This is a genomic window from Rhizobium sp. BK661, from assembly GCF_024808825.1.
Lineage (GTDB): Bacteria > Pseudomonadota > Alphaproteobacteria > Rhizobiales > Rhizobiaceae > Rhizobium.
The window spans coordinates 1-21835 of record NZ_JANTYT010000002.1 but is presented as its reverse complement, the minus strand read 5'-3'; the positions used below and the strand labels follow the sequence as shown (position 1 = coordinate 21835).

13 protein-coding genes and 1 pseudogene are annotated in these 21835 nt (G+C 60.4%); 9 read left to right on the top strand and 5 right to left on the bottom strand.

The genetic code is table 11. The annotated features are described in order from the left end of the window. Nucleotides 1–4 precede the first annotated feature (4 nt). Complete coding sequence (ubiG, locus tag FHX16_RS06385) at nucleotides 5–754, bottom strand: bifunctional 2-polyprenyl-6-hydroxyphenol methylase/3-demethylubiquinol 3-O-methyltransferase UbiG (protein ID WP_114713909.1); 750 nt, start codon at nucleotides 752–754, stop codon at nucleotides 5–7. A gap of 190 nt (nucleotides 755–944) precedes the next feature. Between ubiG and FHX16_RS06380 the strand changes: the two genes are divergently transcribed. After that, entirely contained in the window at nucleotides 945–1943 is a 999-nt protein-coding gene (locus FHX16_RS06380) for a FecR domain-containing protein (RefSeq protein ID WP_259126837.1), read from the top strand. Here FHX16_RS06380 and FHX16_RS06375 read toward each other — a convergent pair. The 3 genes and pseudogenes from FHX16_RS06375 to FHX16_RS06365 all read right to left on the bottom strand — a co-directional run. Then, nucleotides 1940–4150 carry a CHASE2 domain-containing protein gene (locus FHX16_RS06375; RefSeq protein WP_259126836.1) on the bottom strand — a complete coding sequence of 737 codons (2211 nt, stop codon included), beginning with the start codon at nucleotides 4148–4150 and terminating at the stop codon, nucleotides 1940–1942. The two genes, FHX16_RS06380 and FHX16_RS06375, sit on opposite strands and share 4 nt — an antisense overlap. Nucleotides 4151–4317: 167 nt before the next feature. Then, entirely contained in the window at nucleotides 4318–5370 is a 1053-nt protein-coding gene (locus FHX16_RS06370; protein WP_310503128.1) for a diguanylate cyclase domain-containing protein, read from the bottom strand. A gap of 488 nt (nucleotides 5371–5858) precedes the next feature. Continuing rightward, nucleotides 5859–7154: pseudogene (locus tag FHX16_RS06365) on the bottom strand (chloride channel protein); the annotation flags it as partial. Here FHX16_RS06365 and FHX16_RS06360 point away from each other — a divergent pair. The 8 genes from FHX16_RS06360 (at nucleotide 7108) to clpB (ending at nucleotide 19444) form a co-directional block, all read left to right on the top strand. Further along, entirely contained in the window at nucleotides 7108–7551 is a 444-nt protein-coding gene (locus FHX16_RS06360; protein ID WP_183863816.1) for a MarR family winged helix-turn-helix transcriptional regulator, read from the top strand. The pseudogene FHX16_RS06365 and the gene FHX16_RS06360 sit on opposite strands and share 47 nt — an antisense overlap. Nucleotides 7552–7851: 300 nt before the next feature. Continuing rightward, on the top strand, nucleotides 7852–9126 hold the full coding sequence (locus FHX16_RS06355; RefSeq protein ID WP_183863568.1) for an aspartate kinase: 1275 nt from the start codon (nucleotides 7852–7854) through the stop codon (nucleotides 9124–9126). Nucleotides 9127–9216: 90 nt separating this feature from the next. Continuing rightward, complete coding sequence (gene ptsP / locus FHX16_RS06350; protein ID WP_183755313.1) at nucleotides 9217–11484, top strand: phosphoenolpyruvate--protein phosphotransferase; 2268 nt, start codon at nucleotides 9217–9219, stop codon at nucleotides 11482–11484. A 28-nt stretch (nucleotides 11485–11512) separates the two neighbouring features. Continuing rightward, nucleotides 11513–12592 (top strand): peptide chain release factor 1, encoded by a 1080-nt coding sequence (gene prfA, locus FHX16_RS06345; protein WP_016556369.1) that lies wholly within the window; start codon nucleotides 11513–11515, stop codon nucleotides 12590–12592. Between the two features lie 5 nt (nucleotides 12593–12597). Continuing rightward, nucleotides 12598–13473, top strand: coding sequence for a peptide chain release factor N(5)-glutamine methyltransferase (prmC, locus tag FHX16_RS06340; RefSeq protein WP_183863815.1), 876 nt, complete (start codon nucleotides 12598–12600; stop codon nucleotides 13471–13473). Nucleotides 13474–13817: 344 nt separating this feature from the next. Next, nucleotides 13818–14618, top strand: a complete 801-nt coding sequence (locus FHX16_RS06335) for a DUF4167 domain-containing protein (RefSeq protein ID WP_183863566.1) — start codon at nucleotides 13818–13820, stop codon at nucleotides 14616–14618. Between the two features lie 235 nt (nucleotides 14619–14853). Next, the gene (locus tag FHX16_RS06330; RefSeq protein ID WP_183863564.1) at nucleotides 14854–16506 is read left to right on the top strand and encodes an arylsulfatase; all 1653 of its coding nucleotides are present in this window, start codon (nucleotides 14854–14856) and stop codon (nucleotides 16504–16506) included. 334 nt (nucleotides 16507–16840) lie between these two features. After that, nucleotides 16841–19444, top strand: coding sequence for an ATP-dependent chaperone ClpB (gene clpB / locus FHX16_RS06325; RefSeq protein ID WP_183863562.1), 2604 nt, complete (start codon nucleotides 16841–16843; stop codon nucleotides 19442–19444). Between the two features lie 54 nt (nucleotides 19445–19498). Here clpB and FHX16_RS06320 read toward each other — a convergent pair whose 3' ends face one another. Beyond that, nucleotides 19499–21442, bottom strand: coding sequence for a M23 family metallopeptidase (locus FHX16_RS06320; protein ID WP_183863560.1), 1944 nt, complete (start codon nucleotides 21440–21442; stop codon nucleotides 19499–19501). Nucleotides 21443–21835: the final 393 nt, after the last annotated feature.

Sequence of the window (21835 nt, the reverse complement as noted above, 5' to 3'; positions counted from 1 at the left end):
GATGTTATGGGCCGGCGCGTTTCGCCAGCAACATGTAGTTCACGTCCATGTCCTTCGACAGATTCCACTGGTTTGACAGCGGATTGAAGAACACGCCTGTGCGGTCGATAATCGTGAGGCCATTTTCCGTGACAGGCTTTTCGATCTCTTCTGGGCGGACCAGCTTCTCGTATTGATGCGTGCCCCGCGGCAGCCACCGCAAGATATTCTCGGCGGCAAAGATGGCGAGTGCGGCCGCCTTCATCGTCCGGTTGATCGTTGCGACGAACATCAAGCCACCGGGGCGAACCATCTTGGCGCAGGTGCTGAGGAAGAAATCGACGTCTGCGACGTGCTCGACGACCTCCATGTTTAGAACGATGTCAAAAGTCTCGCCAGCCTCTGCAAGCTGCTCGGCGGTAACTGCACGGTAGTCAACGGCGACGCCGGAAGCCTTCGCATGCGTCGAGGCAATTCCGATATTCTTTTCAGACGGATCCGCACCGACGACGGTTGCTCCCATCCGTGCGACTGGCTCCGAGAGGAGACCGCCGCCGCAACCGATATCCAGAACGCGAAGCCCTTCAAGCGGCCTTGCGCTGCGAACATCGCGGCCGAAGGTCTCGGCTGCCTTGTCGCGGATATAGGCGAGCCGAACGGGATTGAATTTGTGCAGCGGCCTGAACTTCCCCGTGGGACTCCACCATTCTGCCGCCATTGCCGAGAAGCGGTCCACTTCGTCCTGGTCGATCGTGCTCTTTGCCGCTTCGCTCATATTTCCGTTCCTCGCATTCGTTCTGAGTGAAGTCGGACGAAGTGTCGAGGAAGTCAAGGGCCGGGCGTAGACGCTGCGTCATAAGCAACCCCAAGACGAGGCGAGAAAATGCTCAGCCTACACCAAGAAGATGAGGAGACGTTAAAGTTAACAATATGCTAATATAAAAAAAGTTTGTTGGGGGGCGGTCATGTTTCGCTTCTGTGGTGCTGTCGCTGCAGGTGTCTTTGCTGCGTTGTTTGGCCCGATGACGGCGTTTTCCGCCGAGCCTGTTGGTCAGGCGACATTGATCCGGACCGAGGTCTCGGGCGAGACCGGCCCACTGGTGGTGCGATCGCCTGTTCACAGAGACGAGCGTATAAAAACATCATCCTCGGGTCTTGGGCAGTTCATATTCAAGGATGGGACGAAGCTTGCCGTCGGTGCTGGCTCGACGGTTGTGATCGACAAGTTCGTCTACGATGATTCCGCTTCCGTAAAGCGGCTTTCGATCAAGGCGGCGAAAGGCACGTTCCGGTGGATCAGCGGCAATTCGGCATCGTCCGCCTACTCGATCGTAACTCCGGCAGGGACCATTGGTGTACGTGGTACCGCCTTTGACTTCTACGTTGGACCCAACGGGACGACTGCCATCGTGTTGCTGAGTGGTGCGGCGAGTTTCTGCGGTCCGGGTGGCTGTCGGCAATTGCGTCAGCAGTGCGACTGCGTGGTTGCAACTCGCGGCGGCAGGATGACCGATCCTAGCAAGGTCGACCGTCGTACGCTGCAGACGCTGAGCAATCCACGCGCGCTGCCGTTCCTCTCCGGTGATCAGCAACTTTCCGGCGTGCTCGGCGGCATTCGTACAAGCTGCGGGCTGGCATCCTTGCGACAGGACCGCCAGGATCGACCACAGCCGCAGCGGCAGCAGCAACCGGCTCCGCAAGCCCCCGCGCCGGCGCCACCTCCACCCGCCCCTCAGCCGCCCCCTCAGGCACCTCAAGCGCCAGAGCCACAGCAGCAGCCGCCGGACACGCCGGATCCACCCGACAAGCCGGACAAGCCTGACCATCACCACCACCACCATGACCGGGATCACCACGGGCGCGACCACGACGACCGGGATCATCGTGGACGTGGCGGCGACGATAATGATCGAGATCGCGGCGGTCGCTATGGTGGTGGCGGAGGCAGAAGCGGCAACTATTAAGGTTCAAGATGCACCTTGGCCTCGTGCGGTAAGCCGACGCGAGTACCGTCGTGATCGCCGCCGGGACTGTCACGGAAGTGGTCGGCTCGGCGCCCGAGTCGGCTGTAAAATTGAGGCAGTGTCGCGGTTAGCTCCCCCGCCTTTAGTTTGGCGACGTTGAGCATTTTCCGGCTCTCCGCCGAATGAGTGCGGAGCGCTGCAACGAGCGCCGTATGAATGCGCTGCATGTCGCTAAAAGCACTCGAATCTCGAACCCGCTCGCCGCCTACGACAGCGTATAGTCGTGCCCGGCTGCTCTTGCCCTTTAGTCCGAGTAGCCCGGCGTCGAGCAGTGCGAACTGTGCCATTTCGGCAGCGGTGTTCTCCGAAACGAGGATATCGAAGCCAACCTCCTTGCAGGCAGATTCGATGCGCGCTGCGACGTTGACGGCATCACCGACGGCAGAATAGTTGAAGCGTGTCTCCGCTCCCATGTTGCCCACACAGGCAAGCCCCGTGTGAATGCCGATGCCGATGCCCACCTGATAGTCCGGGCCGAAGCCGAAGGCATCCGCCGCGTTAAGGGATGCAAGTGTTTCACGCATGGCAAGGGCCGCGCGAACCGCCTTGGCAGGGTGGTTTGCGACATCCACCGGGGCGTTCCAGAAGGCCATGATCGAGTCGCCGATAAACTTGTCGAGCGTGCCTTCATTGGCGGTCACATGACGGCTGAGGGCATCGAGCAGCGTATTCAGAAAGCGGACGACCTCGGCGGGCTGCAGCCGTTCGCTGAGTTCGGTGAAGCCGCGCACGTCAACGAACATTACCGTCAGTTCGCGGTCATCGCCTCCGAGGCGCATCGCATCGCGGGTGTGCTCGATCCTGTAGAGTAGGGAGGGCGAGAGGTATTGCCCGAAGGCTCGGCGGACTTCGCGCCGCTCGCGGTCGATGACGAGGATGCGAAACGAGGTGGCGGCGAAATGGATGATCGAGCCGGCAATGATCGGAGCCAGCGGATCCAGAAGCAGGCCCCAGGCGGAAAAGGCAAACCAGGAGGCGGCGAGCGCCAGCGCTGTGATACACAGGCCGCACGCGAGTGCCACGGCCGGGCTGACGAAGGTCGTCAGCACGACCAGGATCGTGCCCAGCACGGCAATCGCAAGAATTTCCAATCCGTCCGCCCAGTCCGGTCGGGAGAGAAAGTGACCGGTCAGGATCTGCTCGACGGTCTGGGCGTGCATGGAGACACCCGGAACGTTCTGGCCGAGAGCGGTCGTGCGAATGTCCTGCAGACCGGCGGAGGACGTGCCGACGAAGACGATACTTCCTTCGATCGCAGCGGCGACCTGCGGATCGACACCCTGCGGCGCAAGAATCTTGCCGGCGGAAATATAGCGGTCGGCAATGTCGGGGCTGGTGTAAAGCCACAGTTCCCCACCTGCCGTCACCGGCACGACGAACTCGCCAATCTTGACCGATGTCAGCGTGTCAGGAGCCTCGGGAGCGGCCGCCAGTACATAGGTGGAAGCGCCCTGGGCGACACGCAGGGCCTCGATCGCCAGATTCGGATAGAGTTGTTCGCCGTCCGTCAGAAAGAGAGGGACCTTGCGAACGACTGCGGAGGGATTGCCGGGATTGAGGCTGATGTGGCCGAGACCCGTCGCGTTGATCTGCAACTGCGGGCGGATTGGTGTCGCTGCGTCCAGGCGGGGAGGAGCGTGGAGAAGAGGGCTCTCGCCGGTAAAGGCAAAGCCCGCCTTGACCGGCGGTCGATAATTGCCTTCAGTGGTTAGGCCGAAGCCGAGCACCACCGGACGTCCGGCGATCGCCTCGGCGAAAAGCTCGTCATTGTCGGGCAGCCGGCTCAGCAGGGTCGGATCGACGCCGGCGACATCACGCATGACGCTGCGTGGCGACAGGCGATCTGGCTCGGCGAACAGCACGTCGAAGGCGATCGCAGCTGCGCCCATATCCGACAGCCGCTGCACGAGAAGGGCAAGCCGGTCGCGTGGCCAGGGCCACTGACCGAATTCCTTGAGCGAGGCTTCGTCGATGTCGATGATACGGACCGGCGTCGGCTCGAAGGCGCGCGGCGAAATGCGCTGATACTCGTCGAAGGTAATGTCACGGATTTGCCGCAGAAGCGGCGGATCGCTTGCCCGCAACATCGTGAAGGCCGCGACAATGGCAAGGCCGATGATAACGCCTATTTGCTGCGCACGCGTCATGATCCGATCGAGGCCCTCGCGCCGGAGACCTGGCGGCACAACAGGACCGGAGCAAGCAAGCCTCCGTCAGCGCGTTTCCAGGCAAGTCTAGGCTGCCTTTTTCTGACACACTATGCAATGGCGAAGGCTGTGATGACCACCGCGAGATCCGGCGTCGCACCACGTTGTCAACTGCGATAGAGCATCCAGTCTTTGCGCGCGGCTCCCGAGAGGAACACTACCTTCTCGTTCTGTTCGTCAATCGCTGTCTGAAGAGCCTTTTCAGTGTTCGCCACCAGTTCGGATGCCGTGCCGGCCTGGTGGGTCGTGCTGCAGCCGAAGCGGGCAATAACTTTCGGCATCACACCCTGTCGGCTGTCAAAAGCAACGAGGCAACTTCTCTTCAGTTGATCGGCAATCTTCTGGACCTCCGTCTCCGCGCTCGTCCGGACAATGATGCCGATCTGCGGCCGGTCAAGCCACGCGGCGAAATCCATCGTCTGAACGGTTTGCGAGACGATAGCGCCAAGGCGTTCGAGGAATGCTTCCTTGAGCCTGAGGAATTCCGCGGTCTCAAAGGGCGTCAGAACCAACAGATTACAAAAAAGAAGCGAAATATCGTCCGGGTAGCGTTCTGCGCCGTAAAGCTCGGCAAGCTTCTTGTGGAATCCGCGCCGGTTGGCAAGCCTCGTGGTCGGATGCGTAAACTTCGTGCGCTCGAATTGCTCCACTTCGTCTGAAATGGCCGCAACTGTTGAGATTTGTGTCGAAACGTTTTCAAGCAACTTGGCACTCTTCGACTGCTGGACCTCGCTCAGTTGGCGAATGGAGCCGAGGTGGGACTGCATCGTCTTCGTGTCCCTTGGGTCGATCGAGGAGATTTTCCCGGTCGCCTGGCCCAGCATGTTCGTGAAGGTCGAGAGCGAGCTTTGGCCTGACTGCAGCGACTCTTTCAAACTGGTCAGTTCGTTTTGGAGGCGGCTTGCGGACTCGTCGTGAATCGATTTGCCGAAATGATGCGGTAGGTAGGTTCGAGCCAACGCCTCGACCTCATGATCCGCAATCGGCTTGCGGAGGCGCGAAAACTTTTCGCGAAGCTCCGGATTGTTGCCGCTGATGACGTCGTACATGAGCTCGTAGTTCGCCGGCGAGGCTTCAATCTCCAGCCGGTTTAACGTCGCGAATACGATATTGTAGATTTCTTTGCGAGCCTGCTGAGCAGGTGGCTTTGTGGGCGGCATTACAACTGCCATGTGCAACGACTTTCGGTGGAAGCGTCACAGGCATCGCACCTGAGACGATGGTCGGACAGGTAAACCTTGAAGAATGCAACGTATCTGATTGTCGCGTCCGATCCCACTTCATGCGGTTCACGTTGTGCCACAGCCCCTTATCGAACAACTTAGGGTAACTGATGGCTAATTAAGAAACTGTGAAGTCAAAACTTGGTATTGGCGCGAGTTGACGACTTCAGCGGGATTGTTTCGGCGATCGGGCGCCTTGAGCGGTACCTCTGCAAAGCGCATCGGAGCCCTAGTGCTTGGACCGGGTGCGCCGGTCCAAACTCCGGCGCCGGATTTAGGGAGAGACTAGGCCGCTTGTTTTCTGGAGTGCGATGGAACTGCATCTTTTCGAGCAGGTAGCAACATCATTCCGGCGGCTCAGGGCCAATTGCCTAGGCGAAAGCCCTCGATGGGTATGCGCGTCAGAACAGGTGGCTGCATCGTGACTATTCGCCGTCTGCCGTCCGTGGCCCGAGAAAGGGTTTTCGCTCGGTCTCTGCCGCCCGCAGGGTGCGGCGAAGGCGCAGCAGGTCCTTCCGCGCAATCAAGCCGTCAAGCTTGGCGGTCTGTGGGTCCACGATCGGGATGCGTCCAGCGTCTGTCGAAAGCATCAGGTCGGCAACGTATCCTGCCGTATCGTCTGGATGAGCCGCAGGGATGGAGGCGTCTGAAACCATGTCGTCAAGGCGCTGGTCGAAAAGCACGGCTTCCTGTTGCCATTGCAACGCCTCGGCACGAGACACAAGCCCTTTGAGGGCGCCTTCCTCGTCGACAATGGGATAAACCCGGTGCGTTCTTGATGTCGTCGCGAAGAACGCGCAGGCCTCGCCGACTGTCATCCTTGCCGAAAGCGTATCGACATCCTTGATCATGATGTCGCGCGCTCGCGTCAATTCGAAAGGATCGATGCCGTATTCCCGCGTGATGTGCTGGCCACGTCTGGCGATCTTTTCCGTGAGGATCGAGCGACGAAGGAGAAGCACGGTCACGGCGTAGGCCGTGACCGTCGCCGCCAAGAGCGGTACCAGCACAGAAATGTCGCCGGTGAGTTCGACGGCGAAGAAGGTTCCCGTCAGCGGCGCCCGCATGGTTCCGCCCATCATCGCGGCCATGCCAAGCAAGGCCCAGAATCCAGGGTCGCCCGGGAGCGCCAGGCCGATTAGCCAGCCGAGAGCACCTCCGAAGATCAATAGTGGCGCAAGCACACCGCCCGAAGTGCCTGAAGACAGAGCCACGAGCCAGATGGCCGACTTCACAAGCAGGATCGCCAACACCGCCGGCGGCAAAAGCGTGTTGTTGAGCAATCCGTCGATAATGTCGTAGCCGACGCCCAGGGCGCGAGGCTCGATCAAGCCACCGAAGCCGATGAACAGTCCGCCGATTGCTGGCCACCACATCCAGTGGATCGGCAGTGCCTCGAAGAGATCTTCGATCTTGTAGAGCAGCGTCGTCAGGAGGCCGGATTGCAGGCCGGCGACGATGCCCATTGCTGCACAAATCCCGATGCCCCACCAGGGAAGGTCCATGTGAAACTGCTTGGGGAAAAGGGGGCCGGCTTCGAAGAGGAAGGGGCGCCAGCAGATCGACACGCAGGCGGCGATGGCAACCGGGATGAAGCTTCGAGGCTTCCATTCGAAAAGCAGCAGTTCGACGGCGAGCATGACTGCGGCAACCGGGGAGCCGAAGATTGCCGTCATGCCGGCCGCCGCACCGGCGACGAGGAGGGTCTTGCGTTCCGCCGACTACGAAGCCTTGTCCAACTTGCGTTATACTTTGCGCCGTTTCATGGACTTCAGCACGTCCGCAGCGCAGGAAGAGGGACTTCCGACACAACAGCATCAGGCGCTGCTCGCAATCAAGGGTCATCGCGGCGAGGATGCGATGACCATCGGAATGCTTGCAGAACGACTGTTGATAGCGCCGCATTCGGCGACGGAACTGGTCGGTCGGCTGGTTAGCGCTGGCTATGTGTCGCGCCGCGCCGATCCGAATGACAAACGGCGGCAAACACTGGAGCTTACTGACAAGGCTGAGGGAGTGTTGAAACGCTTGACCGCCATTCACCTGACCGAGATCAGGGAAATGGCTCCGCAGCTCATCCACATCCTCAAGAGGCTGCAAGACGAGATCGAACCTTAGGGAAGGCACAAAGACCAGGCGTTGCTGGCCGAGGCTGGCAAAAATGCAAACAGGCGTGATGGCATCGGCGCACTCCTTTGACGGTCAGCCCGTCACGCCGGCATTCTCCTTTCGGCACCTTGCCACCCCCCCACAAACTCGCTAAGAGACGCGGCAACTTGGGCCCCGGGGGCGCAAGGCGTTAGAAGGGTTCCAGAAACTCCCAATTCCTGGCTCTTCAGCCGTGCGGCTCCATGCAGGGGGCTCGTGATGCCGGGTCTGGCTTTGGTCTCTCTCGGCACTAGGTCGTGGTAGAGGCATATGGCACGCATCGTAATGAAATTCGGCGGAACCTCCGTCGCTGATCTGGACCGCATCAAGAACGTTGCCCGCCATGTGAAACGTGAAGTCGATGCCGGCCATGAAGTGGCGGTCGTTGTCTCGGCCATGTCCGGCAAGACCAACGAGCTCGTTGGCTGGGTGCAGAACATGCCGAAGGTCGTCGGCGCATATTCCCCGTTTTACGATGCGCGTGAATATGATGCTGTCGTTGCATCAGGCGAGCAGGTGACAGCCGGGCTGTTGGCAATCGCGCTGCAGGCGATGGATATCAATGCGCGCTCCTGGCAGGGTTGGCAGATCGCCATCCGCACGGACAATGCTCACGGTGCTGCCCGCATTCAGGAAATCGATGGTGCAGACATTGTCAACCGCATGGGCGAGGGGCAGGTTGCCGTTATCGCCGGCTTCCAGGGCATCGGTCCGGACAATCGCATCGCGACGCTCGGTCGTGGCGGTTCGGACACCTCTGCCGTTGCCGTTGCTGCGGCACTGAAGGCCGATCGCTGCGACATCTATACCGACGTCGATGGCGTCTACACCACGGACCCGCGCATCGTGCCGCAGGCGCGCCGCCTGAAGAAGATCGCTTTCGAGGAAATGCTCGAAATGGCCTCGCTCGGCGCTAAGGTCCTGCAGGTTCGCTCTGTCGAGCTTGCCATGGTGCACAAGGTCCGTACCTTCGTGCGCTCCTCTTTCGAAGATCCCGATGCTCCGGGCATGGGTGACTTCTTGAATCCGCCCGGAACGCTGATTTGTGACGAGGATGAAATCGTGGAACAGGAAGTAGTCACCGGCATCGCCTATGCCAAGGATGAGGCTCAGATCTCGCTTCGCCGTCTTGCCGACCGGCCGGGCGTTTCCGCCGCGATCTTCGGACCGCTGGCCGAAAGCCACATCAACGTCGACATGATCGTCCAGAACATCTCCGAAGACGGCTCGAAGACCGACATGACTTTCACGGTTCCGTCTGGTGATGTCGACAAGGCGATCAAGGTTCTCGGCGAGAACAAGGAAAAGATCGGCTACGATGTCGTTCAGAACGAATCGGGCCTCGTAAAGGTCTCGGTCATCGGCATCGGTATGCGTAGTCACGCCGGTGTTGCCGCTACCGCGTTCAAGGCGCTGGCCGACAAGGGCATCAACATCAAGGCCATTACGACCTCTGAGATCAAAATTTCCATCCTGATCGACGGTCCTTATGCGGAACTCGCTGTCAGGACTTTGCATTCCTGCTACGGTCTAGATAAGAACTGATTCTGAACAGACTTGCCGCGCGTTCAAGTTGAGAAGTCACGCGGCAATCGGCTGTGTGACTTTGATGTTTGTTTTGGAGCTTGAGACGCAATGAGAGACCTTTCCGGCGGTCCGCGCGTGCTGCTCAAGCGGCTACGCGAGTTGATGGCGGAGCCGCTGGAGCCGCAGGAGCGTCTCGACCGGATCGTTCGCCAGATCGCAGGCAACATGGTGGCGGAGGTTTGCTCCGTCTACGTCCTGCGCGCCGACGGCGTCCTCGAACTCTATGCAACCGAAGGTCTGAAGAAGGAAGCGGTCCACCTGTCCCAACTCAAGATGGGTCAGGGTCTCGTCGGCACGATCGCCGCATCGGCGCAGCCGCTCAATCTTTCCGACGCGCAATCTCATCCCGCCTTCCGCTACCTGCCGGAAACCGGCGAAGAAATCTATCATTCCTTCCTTGGCGTGCCGATCCTGCGCACCGGCCGTTCGCTCGGCGTTCTGGTCGTGCAGAACAAGGCAAGCCGCACCTACCGCGAAGAAGAGCTCGAAGCGCTCGAGACGACCGCGATGGTGCTTGCCGAGATGATCGCCACCGGCGAGCTCAAGAAGATCACCAAGCCTGGTCTCGAACTCGACCTGACACGTTCGGTGACCATCGATGGCGATACCTATAACGAGGGTATTGGCCTCGGCTACGTCGTGCTGCACGAGCCGCGCATTGTCGTTACCAACTTGCTGAACGAGGATTCCGAGAAGGAAATCCGTCGTCTGGGCGAGGCGCTCGGGTCGCTGCGCATCTCGATCGATGACCTTCTGTCGCAGCGCGACGTTTCGATGGAGGGTGAGCACCGCGAGGTACTCGAGACCTATCGGATGTTCGCTCATGACCAGGGATGGGTGCGCAAACTCGAGGAAGCGATCCGTAACGGCCTGACGGCGGAAGCCGCGGTCGAGAAGGTGCAGAGCGACACGAAGGCGCGCATGATCCGCATGACGGATCCCTATCTGCGCGAGCGGATGCACGATTTCGAAGATCTGGCGAACCGGCTACTGCGGCAGCTGACCGGCTATACCGGTCGCACCGCGGGCGATGGTTTCCCGAGCGACGCCATCATCTTGGCGCGCGCGATGGGCGCGGCTGAGCTGTTGGACTATCCGCGCGCCAACGTGCGCGGGCTCGTGCTGGAGGAAGGTGCGGTGACGAGCCACGTGGTGATCGTTGCGCGAGCCATGGGTATTCCTGTCATCGGCCAGGCAGCCGGCGTGGTGGCGCTTGCCGAAAACGGCGATGCCGTGATCATCGATGGGGATGGCGGGCATGTGCATCTTCGCCCGATGCCCGAACACCAGCGTTCGTATGAGGAAAAGGTCCGGTTCCGGGCCCGTCGGCAGGAGCAGTTCCGGGCGCTGCGCTCCGTCGAGCCGCGCACCAAGGACGGGCAGCGCGTGTCCCTGATGATGAATGCCGGGCTGCTGGTTGATCTGCCGCAGCTCTCGGACTCGGGCGCCGAAGGCATCGGACTGTTTCGTACCGAGTTGCAGTTCATGATCGCCTCAACCATGCCGAAGGCGGAAGAACAGGAACTGTTCTATCGCAACGTGCTGAAGCAGGCGGCCGGGCGCGTCGTCACCTTCCGTACGCTCGATATCGGCGGCGATAAGGTCGTTCCCTATTTCCGTGGCCATGAAGAAGAAAATCCGGCGCTTGGCTGGCGGGCGATCCGCCTGTCGCTCGATCGTCCGGGCCTGCTACGCACGCAATTGCGCGCCATGCTGAAGGCGGCGGCCGGTATCGAGCTGAAGCTGATGGTACCGATGGTGACCGAGGTTTCCGAGATCGCCGCGGTCCGTGAGCTTTTGCAGAAGGAAGTTCAACACCTCTCCCGCTTCGGCCACGGTCTGCCGCGCAAGCTGCAGTTCGGCGCGATGCTGGAGGTGCCGGCGCTGCTCTGGCAGCTCGACGAGCTGATGTCGGCGGTCGACTTCGTTTCGGTCGGCTCGAATGACCTCTTCCAGTTTTCGATGGCGGTCGACCGCGGCAACGCACGGGTTTCCGATCGCTTCGATCCGCTTGGCAAGCCGTTCCTCCGGATCCTGCGCGACATCGTACGCGCGGGTGAGCGAAACAACACGCCGGTGACGCTCTGCGGCGAGCTTGCCGGCAAGCCGATCTCGGCAATGGCGCTGCTCGGCATCGGCTTCCGTGCGGTGTCGATGTCGCCGGCGTCGATCGGTCCTGTTAAGGCGATGCTGCTCGGTCTCGATGCCGAGGCGCTGGCAAAAGTGATGAACGAGGCGCTTGACGATACCAAGTCGGCGACCTCGATACGCGAGGTGCTTGCCCACTTCGCCGACGCTCATAATATTCCTCTATAGTTCAAGACAAGCAGAATCGGAGTGAAGGGTGGCGAAGCTTCCCGTTGAAAAGATGCGCGAGCTGGAACGCCGTTTCGGCGAGATCGAAGCGCGCATGTCGGCCGGTCCTTCGGCCGAAGTCTACGTCAAGCTCGCCTCCGAGTATTCCGAGCTGCAGCCTGTCGTCACGAAGATTCGCGCCTACGAGAAGGCGATTGCGGAGCTTGCGGACCTTGAGACCTTGCTGAACGACAAGTCCGTGGACCGCGAAATGCGCGACCTGGCTGAACTGGAGCTGCCCGAAGTTAAGGAGCGGCTGGAGGCGCTGGAGCAGGAAATTCAGATCCTGTTGCTGCCGAAGGATGCAGCCGACGAGAAGAGCGCGATTTTGGAAATCCGCGCCGGCACCGGCGGCTCGGAAGCCGCGCTCTTCGCCGGCGACCTGTTCCGGATGTATGAGCGTTACGCGGCTGCCCATGGCTGGAAGGTAGAAGTCCTGTCGTCGAGCGAAGGCGAAGCGGGTGGCTTCAAGGAAATCATCGCGACGATCACCGGCAAGGGCGTGTTTGCCAAGCTGAAGTTCGAATCCGGCGTCCACCGCGTCCAGCGCGTACCGGAAACGGAAGCGGGAGGCCGTATCCATACCTCGGCCGCGACGGTCGCGGTCTTGCCGGAAGCAGAAGAGATCGACATCGAGATCCGGCCGGAAGACATCCGCATCGACACGATGCGCTCCTCTGGCGCCGGCGGCCAGCACGTCAACACTACGGACTCAGCCGTTCGCATCACCCACCTGCCGACCGGCATTGTTGTCACCAGCTCCGAGAAGTCGCAACACCAGAACCGCGCCAAGGCGATGCAGGTTCTGCGCTCGCGCCTTTATGATGCCGAGCGCCAGCGCGCCGACAGCGAGCGTTCCGCCGACCGCAAAAGCCAAGTCGGCTCCGGCGACCGTTCCGAACGCATCCGTACCTACAACTTCCCACAGGGACGGGTGACGGATCACCGCATCAATCTGACCCTCTACAAACTGGACCGGATGATGGTCGGCGAGATCGACGAGGTGGTCGACGCGTTGATGGCCGACTATCAGGCGAGCCAGTTGGCGCAACTCGGCGAGCAGCAATGAGCGGCATGAGCGGGAAACAGGCCGAGCCTACGGTTTCCCAAATGTTGGTTGAAGCTCGCCGGCGCTTCACCGAAGTCGGAATAGACAGCGCCGCCGCGGATGCCCGCGTCCTTGTCGCAGGGCTGCTTGGACTTTCGACGACTGCCATCGTGACGCGCGGTGGCGAGACCCTGGGCAATGAGCAGGCGACATTGATCGAGCAAGCGATCGAACGCCGGTTGGCGCATGAGCCGGTTCATCGCATTCTCGGCGAACGCGAGTTCTATGGTCTGCCGCTTTCGTTGTCAGCGGAAACCCTCGAGCCAAGGCCCGATACAGAAATTCTCGTCGATACGGTGCTTCCATATCTGCACGATCTTGCAAATACCGAGGGCCGTATCCATATCCTTGACTTGGGAACCGGAACCGGGGCGATATGCCTAGCTCTGTTGAGCGGGTGTCCGGAAGCGTCAGGTGTCGGCAGCGATATATCGGCCGACGCGTTGAGGACGGCAAAATCAAACGCGGAAAGAAACGGATTGCAGGATCGCTTTGAAGCCATACAGTCCAGTTGGTTTGACAGTATCCACGGCACGTTTCATGCGATTGTCTCAAATCCGCCCTATATCGCTTCTAAGGTCGTTCACACTCTCGCTCCCGAAGTGACGAAATTTGATCCCCTTGCCGCACTGGATGGCGGTCGGGATGGGCTTGACGCCTACAGAACCATCGCCAAGGATGCGGCAAGGTTCATAAAGCCGAACGGCGTCGTGGGACTTGAGATCGGCTACGACCAGCGAAACGACGTAACGGACGTTTTCGAGGCTGAAGGCTTCAAGCTTCTGGAATCCGTAAAAGATTACGGCCAGAATGACCGGGCGCTTGTGTTCGCGCTCAAGTGATGCGCGACAACTTAAAGCATCGAACAGGACATTGGTGTCATTGCGAAGAAAAGGCTTGGATTTCCACGGGAAGCAATATAGGTTGACCCCACGCGTTGGAGAGATGGGACAGAACGGTGAGCCGTTCGATACTAGCTCGGCCTCGGGGGTCCGCTCTTTTAAACGAGAGCTTCAAAGGTTGAATACGACCCAATGCGTGAATCAGTCAAACTGACTTGAGAACAAGCGGCAGGTTGGCGCGAAGGCGCAGTATGCTTGCGGCACAAGGGCTCTGAGCCGGTGAACCGGCCACGGCGGTTGATGCCATAACTCCACAACAAACAGAGAATTCAGGTGAACGATCTATGAGGCCAGGACAGCAGAACAAGCGCGGTCGCGGGCGTGGCAATAACAACGGCGGCGGCGGTGGTGGAAATAACAATAACAACAATTTCAACCGCAAGGGCGGCAATCCGCTGACGCGGACATACGACAGCTCCGGCCCAGACGTTAAGATCCGTGGTACCGCGCAGCATATCGCCGAAAAGTATGCGCAGCTCGCTCGCGACGCGCAGAGTTCGGGCGACCGTGTTATCGCCGAAAACTACCTGCAGCACGCTGAGCATTACAACCGCATCATTGCTGCCGCACAGGCGCAGATGCAGGAACGCTTCCAGCGCGACGATCGCAACGACTTTAGTGAAGGCACGGAGCGCGAAGGCGACGACATCGAAGGTGTCGACAACGATGATGTCGTTATCGTTCAGCCGCCGCGCCAGCAACATGAGCATCAGCAGCGCCGTTCGGACGAGCAGCCGCAGCGTCGCCACGAGGAGCAGCCGCGCCGTCATGACGACCAGGCACGCCAGCCGCGGCGCCAGGAACAGCAACCAGCTGCAGCGCCGGTTGAAGCCGTAGCTGCGGCGCCGCAGCCCGAAGTCAACGACGGCAGCGGTCCGCAGCCGGAGATCGAAGGCATTCCGGCAGAGGTCTCGATGGACGAGGAAAGTGCTGCAGGTCAGCCGCGCGAGCGTCAGCCTCGGCGCCGCGCTACCGGCAGCCGTCCGCGCCGTCCGCGTCGCGCTGCAGAAGGTGAGGCTTCCGCTGAGGGCGAAGACGCGGGTTCCAACGACGCCCCGGCTTTGGCCGATGCCGCTTCGGAATAGCCGGATCGTTTCAGCGTTCCGTACTTGTGTAGAAAGGTCGCTCTTCGGAGCGGCCTTTTTTGCATTTGGGATTCGGCTCGCCCTCCCAATCCGGGCTCGGCCGAACGTTAAAGTGCGGCGTATTTACTGTAACGTACTTACGCCTTCGCCGTGGCTGTGTCTGAGTTGAGAGCGCCAATGCATCTCATCACCAGACAACATTGCAAACGTTCACGTTTGACGGGAGACACGCGACATGGCCTGCGACGACGACGTACGAGCAACCTCCTCCGACACCAGCAACCTTACCCGCCGCAACCTGCTGATAGGGTCGACCGCCCTTGCTGCTGGGGCCGTCGCGGTCGCCAGTATGGCGAGTTCCGCCGCAGCCCAGGCACAGACCGCTGCGCCAGCCGGCAAGAAGCCGAACATCCTGGTCATCTTCGGCGATGACATCGGCATCCCGCAGATCAGTGCCTACACGATGGGGCTGATGGGCTACCGCACGCCCAATATCGACCGCATCGCCAGGGAGGGAGCCATCTTTACCGACTCCTATGGCCAGCAGAGCTGCACCGCCGGCCGCGCTTCTTTCATTCTCGGGCAGGAGCCATTTCGTACCGGCTTGCTGACGATCGGCATGCCGGGGGATCCGCATGGTATCCAGGATTGGATGCCGACCATCGCCGATGTGTTGAAGACGCAGGGCTATGCGACCGGCCAGTTCGGCAAGAACCACCTTGGCGACCAGGACCAACACCTGCCGACCAAGCATGGCTTCGATGAGTTCTTCGGCAATCTCTACCACCTCAACGCCGAGGAAGAGCCGGAGGGTTACTTCTACCCGAAGGATCCGGCGTTCCGCCGGCAGTTCGGGCCTCGTGGCGTGATCAAGTCGAGCGCGGATGGGAAGATCGAGGATACTGGTGAGCTCAACACCAAGCGCATGGAAACGATCGACGAGGAGTTCCTGGCTGCCGCCAAGAATTTTATCGACCGCCAAGCCAAGGCGGATAAACCATTCTTCTGCTGGTTCAACTCGACACGCATGCACGTCTTCACGCACCTGAAGGCTGACTCGCTTGGCAAGACCGGGAAGGGCATCCATGCCGATGGCATGGTGGAACACGACGGTCACGTCGGCCAGCTTCTCGACCAGTTGGATCAGCTGGGGATCGCCGAGAACACCATCGTCCTCTACACCACCGACAACGGCGCGGAACTCGCTCTGTGGCCAGATGGCGCAATGACGATGTTCCACGGTGAAAAGGGCACAACATGGGAGGGTGGCTTCCGCATCCCGATGATGGTTCGGTGGCCGGGTGTCGTTAAGCCCGGAACCGAGGTCAACGAGATCGTCACGTTGATGGACTGGATGCCGACTTTTGCAAGCGTTGCCGGAATACCAGACGTCAAGGAGCAGATGAAGGCGGGCTTCAAAGCCGGCACCAAGGACTTCAAGGTGCACCTGGATGGTTATGATCTAGGACCATTGCTAAAGGGCGAAGTTCCAACGGGCCCACGTGACGCAGTGTATTATTTTGACCAGGGCGGCAATCTCAACGCCATTCGCTGGAACGACTGGAAGCTCAGCTTTGCAATCAACAGCGAAGGAAACATCGCCACGGCGACGCGTGAAATACCGGCCTGGGCCAACATCGCAAACCTGCGCATGGATCCCTACGAACGCGGCATGAAGGAGGGGGGCGGGGCCATCGAGTTCCTTGCCCGCAACATGTGGCTGCTCGTTCCCGTGCAAGCCAAGATCAAGGACTTCTTCTCAGATTTTACCCAGTTTCCGTATCAGGAAGGCAGCTCACTGAATGCAAGTGGCATCAACTACGCCTTGCTTCGGCAGCAGGCCGCACTGAAACGGCTGAATGATCTTGAGCGGCTCGCCCCGCAATAACGGGGAGCTATTAGCCCGCGCCGGTGTTGAACACATGCGGCGCGGGCGTTTTCCAGTGATGGATGCGTAAATCACAGCGTAAACTGTCGGCCCTGTTACCACAACGTACTTGGATTCTGCAGAGGCTTCGACGCTACTCCCCCTCGGTCGCACGGCGGCGCGTTTTTCGCGTCATCGCCTCTTTAAACTTTTGAAATCCTCCACCATATCCAGCCCAGGTTCGTCAGCCGCAAATCCCAAACGCGGCCGAACGATGGGCTTGCCGTTTGAGGGAGCTCAATCTCAGTCATCGGCCTGTGCCTTATGAGGGCAGGGCGATTTATGGAGGTACAGTATGAATATCGAAAAATACTCCGAGCGGGTGCGCGGTTTTATTCAGTCCGCCCAGACCTATGCGCTTGCGCAGGGGCACCAGCAATTCACCCCCGAACACGTCCTGAAAGTCCTGCTCGACGACGATCAGGGCATGGCAGCGTCGCTCATCGAGCGCGCCGGCGGTGATCCCAAGGCCGCGCGCCTTGCCAACGACGCCGCACTTGCCAAGCTGCCGAAAGTCTCCGGCGGCAACGGGCAGATCTATCTTGCGCAGCCGCTTGCCAAGGTTCTTTCGACCGCCGAAGAGGCATCGAAGAAAGCCGGCGACAGTTTCGTCACCGTCGAGCGCCTGTTGCAGGCTCTGGCGATCGAGACTTCGGCCTCGACATCCACGACGTTGAAGAACGCCGGGGTGACTGCGCTTGCGCTCAATCAGGTCATCAACGAGATCCGCAAGGGCCGTACTGCCGACAGCTCGAATGCCGAACAGGGCTTCGATTCGCTGAAGAAGTATGCTCGCGATCTGACCAGCGAAGCCCGCGAAGGCAAACTCGATCCCGTCATCGGCCGTGACGACGAAATCCGCCGCACGATCCAGGTTCTGTCGCGCCGCACGAAGAACAATCCGGTGCTGATCGGCGAGCCGGGCGTCGGCAAGACCGCCATCGTCGAAGGCCTTGCGCTGCGCATCGTCAACGGCGACGTGCCCGAGTCTCTCAAGGACAAGAAGCTGATGGCGCTCGATATGGGCGCACTGATTGCTGGCGCCAAATATCGCGGCGAGTTCGAGGAGCGTCTGAAGGCAGTCCTGAATGAGGTGCAGGCCGAAAACGGCGAGATCATCCTCTTCATCGACGAAATGCACACACTTGTCGGCGCCGGCAAGGCGGATGGGGCGATGGACGCCTCCAACCTCCTGAAGCCAGCGCTTGCCCGCGGCGAGTTGCATTGCGTCGGTGCGACCACGCTCGACGAATACCGCAAGCATGTCGAAAAAGATCCGGCTCTTGCCCGCCGCTTCCAGCCTGTCATGGTCGAGGAGCCGACGGTCGAGGACACGATCTCGATTCTGCGCGGTCTCAAGGAAAAATACGAACAGCATCACAAGGTCCGGATCTCGGATTCGGCCCTCGTTGCGGCTGCGACGCTTTCCAACCGCTATATTACCGACCGCTTCTTGCCCGACAAGGCGATCGACCTGATGGATGAAGCCGCTGCGCGGTTGCGCATGCAGGTGGATTCCAAGCCCGAGGAGCTGGACGAACTCGATCGCCGCATCATGCAGCTGAAAATCGAGCGCGAAGCGCTGAAGAAGGAAACCGATACGGCGTCTGCCGACCGGCTGGTGCGGCTTGAAACAGAGCTGACCGGTCTCGAGGAAGAAGCCGATGCGCTGACGGCCCGCTGGCAGGCGGAAAAGCAGAAGCTTGGCCTGGCAGCCGACCTGAAGAAGCAGTTGGACGAAGCCCGCAACGATCTGGCGATCGCCCAGCGCAAGGGCGAGTTCCAGCGCGCCGGCGAACTCACCTACGGCGTTATTCCGGACCTGGAAAAGAAGCTTGGCGAAGCCGAACAGCAGGACAGCGATCGCAGCGCCATGGTGCAGGAGGTCGTGACCCCCGACAACATCGCGCATGTCGTTTCCCGCTGGACAGGTATCCCCGTCGACAAGATGCTGGAAGGCGAACGCGACAAGTTGCTCAGGATGGAAGACGAGCTGGCGAAATCGGTGATCGGCCAAGGCGATGCGGTTCAGGCCGTTTCGCGTGCCGTGCGCCGTGCGCGCGCCGGTCTGCAGGATCCGAACCGGCCGATCGGCTCGTTCATCTTCCTCGGTCCGACCGGCGTCGGCAAGACGGAGCTGACCAAGGCGCTTGCCCGCTTCCTCTTCGACGACGAAACGGCGATGGTGCGCATGGATATGTCCGAGTACATGGAGAAGCACTCCGTGGCCCGGCTCATCGGTGCGCCTCCCGGCTATGTCGGTTACGATGAAGGCGGCGCGCTGACGGAAGCCGTTCGCCGGAGGCCGTATCAGGTTGTCTTGTTCGACGAGATCGAGAAGGCGCATCCCGATGTCTTCAACATCCTGCTGCAGGTTCTGGACGATGGTCGTCTGACCGATGGCCAGGGCCGGACGGTCGATTTCCGCAACACGATGATCATCATGACGTCGAACCTCGGTGCCGAGTATCTGACCCAGCTGAAGGACGGGGACGACAGCGAAGCGGTTCGTGAACAGGTGATGGATGTGGTGCGCGGTCATTTCCGGCCGGAATTCCTGAACCGTATCGATGAGATCATCCTGTTCCACCGCCTGAAGCGCGAGGAAATGGGCGCGATCGTCGATATCCAGTTGAAGCGGCTGGTGGCCCTGCTTGCCGAGCGCAAGATCACGCTCGAACTCGACGACGATGCTCGCAACTGGCTCGCCAACAAGGGTTACGACCCTGTTTATGGCGCACGTCCGCTGAAGCGGGTAATCCAGAAGTACGTTCAGGATCCGCTCGCCGAACAGATCCTCTCGGGCCAGGTGCCTGACGGCTCCACGGTGAAGATCACCAGCGGCACCGACCGGCTATTGTTCCGCACGCGGAATTCCGCGGTCAACGAAGCGGCGTAAGCTCTGGATACCAGGAAGGAAAATGGCGGCCTCGGCCGCCATTTTTGTGGGATGTTATTTGCTTGCTACCTGCGGCGGCGGCTGGTTGCCAAGGAGCGCATCGATGCGCTTCCGCTCGTCCTCGAACTTTGCCAGCGCCCCGCCCTTCAACGACTTGCCGCCCGGCAAGCGCACGCGCAACGGATCGACCTTGGTGCCGTTGACGATCATTTCGTAGTGCAGATGCGGGCCGGTGGATTCACCGGTCGTTCCAACCCAGCCGATCACTTGGCCCTGGCGAACCTTGGCGCCGGGAACGACGCCCTTGGCGATCGCGCTCTGGTGATTGTAGGAGGATTCATAGCCGTTGGCGTGGCGAACGATCGTCTGGTTGCCATAGCCGCCGGAATCCCAGCCGGCCTTCTCTACGGTGCCATTACCGACAGCGATAATCGCCGTGCCGCGCGGGGCGGCCCAATCGACGCCCGTATGCATGCGTGCGAAGCCCAGGATCGGATGCCGTCGCATGCCGAAGCCGGACTTGAATATGCCGTTCGGGACCGGATTGCGCAGCAAAAACTGCCGAATGCTCTTGCCGTCCTGATCGAAGTAGTCGATCGAACCGTCTTCCGGATCCTGGAAGCGGTAGAAGCTGGTCTGCGTGTCGCCGAAGCGAGCGTTCACATAAAGAAGCTCGGAATCTTCCGTTGCCTGGCCGCTGGAATCGGCGACCGAGAAGAAAGCTTCCAACGTATCGGTCGGGCGCAGCTCCGCCTGAAAATCGACGCTGCTCGCCAGCAGCTTGATGATCAGCGCGGTCATGTCCTTCGTCATGCCGTAGGAGAGTGCGGCACGATAGATCCCGTCATATACGCGCGGCAGGTTCTGGTTAGACGGGATCGATGTCGAGCTGTCGTCGAAGGCGGTGGTGACCGCGTCGATCTGCGGCGGTTCGCGGCCGGCAACAAAGCGATCGTGATCGTCGAGTGCCACGGTGACGAGATGACGGGTGCCGCGATAGACGCTGACACGGATGATTTTCGCCTGTTCGCCCCTCTGCAAGATGCCGATGCGCAGCACGTCCCCCTTGGACAGTTCGTCGGATCCGATTAGCGGCGACAAATAGCCGGAGACACCCTTGGCCTGTGGCTCGGGGTAGCCCGAATCCGCCATGGCCTTGGTGATCGACGTATCCTGACGCACCGGAATGATGTCGTCGGCGAACTCTTCCGTCTGCGGCGTGATCGATTCCGGCGCCGAGACCGTCATGTTCTGTTCGAGAACGCGCGCTGTCAGGCCGGTCGCCAGATCGACGTCGTTGTCATCATTGGAGAAACGGCGCGGATCAACATAGTAAAGGGCTGCCACCTGAGCCGCACCGTCGGTCAGGACCGAACCGTTGGAGCGGACGTTCTCCTCGATCTCATCGAGGGTCAGGCCGGCTGCAACCTGAAGATCGGATTTCGTCGTCGGATAAGCCACGGTCTTCAAGCTGACCTCTGACTCGACATCGGAGCCGTAGATCTGCCCGGTGCGAACAGCCGGCTGTGCGTCAGGCTCGTCTGCCGCGAAGATCGTCAGTGGATTGAAGCTTGGATAATCCTCGGTCGCCACGTGGTTGGCGGCAAGCGTCATCTTCACGCGCGCGAAAGGCTGGCGACGGACGACCTCCTTGTCGCCCTCATGGACGACGGTGGAGACCTCCATGATTTTGCGGTCCGACGGCTTGGCGGCGATCGCGGACGCAATCAGCCGACCGCCGCGCGTCACATCTGTATCGTCCACATGGGCGTCGGCATTGATCGTGGCGTAGGCTTCCGCGGGGATCGCCAGCTGCTGGCGCCCGTCGAGTGCCGCAAACAGCGCGACACCCATCAGCACGCTTGAGGTGATGCCGGTGAGGAACGTACCCGAAAGCCAACGTAGTGAAACTTCGCGGCGGTCGGGCGCACGTCTGCCATCGGCGAGAAGCGGCGGCTCGTTGCCGAACGAGCGGATCATCATCTTCTCCGTCATCATGGCAGGTGGATCCGCGTCCTTTCGGTAGGCTTCTTCGGGCAGGTCTGACTGGCGCCGAAAAGTGCATAGTTTAATAATGGAAGTCAAATGGGCCGCGTGCGCGCACGCAAATCATTCGCCCTTGAGATCATCCGATTGTGAAGATGTGAGGGCGAAGGACCTCGTCATCGCGTCCCGCGCTGCTATTTCTGTAAAAATGACCCGGCTATCGGCGCATTCAGAGGGCAGAAAACCCGGCCTCCGAAAATCCGGCTTAGAATTCAATACGATGCAAGAAATCTCGCTTTTTTTGAAAACGGCTGTTGACTTAGAAAAGGGGTAGGATCTATAAGCCCACTCACTGAACGAGGGCGGCGGCGCTGCTGGCGACGAAGTCCTTCGCTCTAGAGATTT

What these genes read in the sequence shown, in the direction of transcription:
- FHX16_RS06375 (WP_259126836.1), bottom strand. Translation starts at nt 4,150, where the DNA reads ATGACGCGTGCGCAGCAAATAGGCGTTATCATCGGCCTTGCCATTGTC.
- clpB (WP_183863562.1), top strand. Translation starts at nt 16,841, where the DNA reads ATGAATATCGAAAAATACTCCGAGCGGGTGCGCGGTTTTATTCAGTCC.
- FHX16_RS06355 (WP_183863568.1), top strand. Translation starts at nt 7,852, where the DNA reads ATGGCACGCATCGTAATGAAATTCGGCGGAACCTCCGTCGCTGATCTG.
- FHX16_RS06360 (WP_183863816.1), top strand. Translation starts at nt 7,108, where the DNA reads ATGCCGGCCGCCGCACCGGCGACGAGGAGGGTCTTGCGTTCCGCCGAC.
- prmC (WP_183863815.1), top strand. Translation starts at nt 12,598, where the DNA reads ATGAGCGGGAAACAGGCCGAGCCTACGGTTTCCCAAATGTTGGTTGAA.
- FHX16_RS06335 (WP_183863566.1), top strand. Translation starts at nt 13,818, where the DNA reads ATGAGGCCAGGACAGCAGAACAAGCGCGGTCGCGGGCGTGGCAATAAC.
- FHX16_RS06380 (WP_259126837.1), top strand. Translation starts at nt 945, where the DNA reads ATGTTTCGCTTCTGTGGTGCTGTCGCTGCAGGTGTCTTTGCTGCGTTG.
- FHX16_RS06370 (WP_310503128.1), bottom strand. Translation starts at nt 5,370, where the DNA reads ATGCCGCCCACAAAGCCACCTGCTCAGCAGGCTCGCAAAGAAATCTAC.
- ptsP (WP_183755313.1), top strand. Translation starts at nt 9,217, where the DNA reads ATGAGAGACCTTTCCGGCGGTCCGCGCGTGCTGCTCAAGCGGCTACGC.
- FHX16_RS06330 (WP_183863564.1), top strand. Translation starts at nt 14,854, where the DNA reads ATGGCCTGCGACGACGACGTACGAGCAACCTCCTCCGACACCAGCAAC.
- FHX16_RS06320 (WP_183863560.1), bottom strand. Translation starts at nt 21,442, where the DNA reads ATGATGACGGAGAAGATGATGATCCGCTCGTTCGGCAACGAGCCGCCG.
- ubiG (WP_114713909.1), bottom strand. Translation starts at nt 754, where the DNA reads ATGAGCGAAGCGGCAAAGAGCACGATCGACCAGGACGAAGTGGACCGC.